Origin of the sequence: Barnesiella sp. WM24 (genome assembly GCF_004570975.1) — a bacterium.
In the GTDB taxonomy this organism is placed as follows: domain Bacteria; phylum Bacteroidota; class Bacteroidia; order Bacteroidales; family Muribaculaceae; genus Muribaculum.
On sequence record NZ_SPPC01000033.1, the window covers coordinates 1 to 568 of the forward strand.

Annotated in this window: 1 tRNA gene and 2 rRNA genes; all 3 read left to right on the plus strand. The window is 53.3% G+C overall.

The window, feature by feature from the left end:
* A 16S ribosomal RNA gene (locus E4T81_RS15510) occupies nt 1–119 on the plus strand; the annotation flags it as partial.
* Nucleotides 120–244: 125 nt separating this feature from the next.
* A tRNA-Ile gene (locus tag E4T81_RS15515) sits at nt 245–318 on the plus strand.
* Nucleotides 319–467: 149 nt separating this feature from the next.
* A 23S ribosomal RNA gene (locus E4T81_RS15820) occupies nt 468–568 on the plus strand; the annotation flags it as partial.

The following is a 568-nucleotide window of genomic DNA, read 5'->3' on the forward strand; positions in this document are numbered from 1 at the left end:
GGAAGCCGGGAGTGCCTGAAGTGCGTGACCGCAAGGAGCGCCCTAAGGTAAAACTGGTGACTGGGGCTAAGTCGTAACAAGGTAGCCGTACCGGAAGGTGCGGCTGGAACACCTCCTTTCTGGAGCGGGACATCTTTGATGTCTCGGCCGGGGCTACGACAGAAAACAGGGGAGACACCTTTGTGCTGCTTCAGGTCTGTTGCTTACTCATAGCGTCATCCTCCCGGGGTGGAGGTTGAAATGCAGTCCCTTAGCTCAGTTGGTTAGAGCGCTACACTGATAATGTAGAGGTCGGCAGTTCAACTCTGCCAGGGACTACGATAACAGGAAAGAGGACATTGACATATTGGAAGCGCCGATACGTGACCGCAAACACGTATCGGGATACACGAGAAAAAAGAAAATCTCATCGAGAACGAGCGAACGGACGCGTGTCTTCGAGACACGGGTCGTTACAAGATAAACAAAGGAAAGGAGACAAGGGCACATGAAGGATGCCTTGGCTCTCGGAGGCGAAGAAGGACGTGATAAGCTGCGATAAGCCGCGGTCAGGGGCAAATACCCGTTT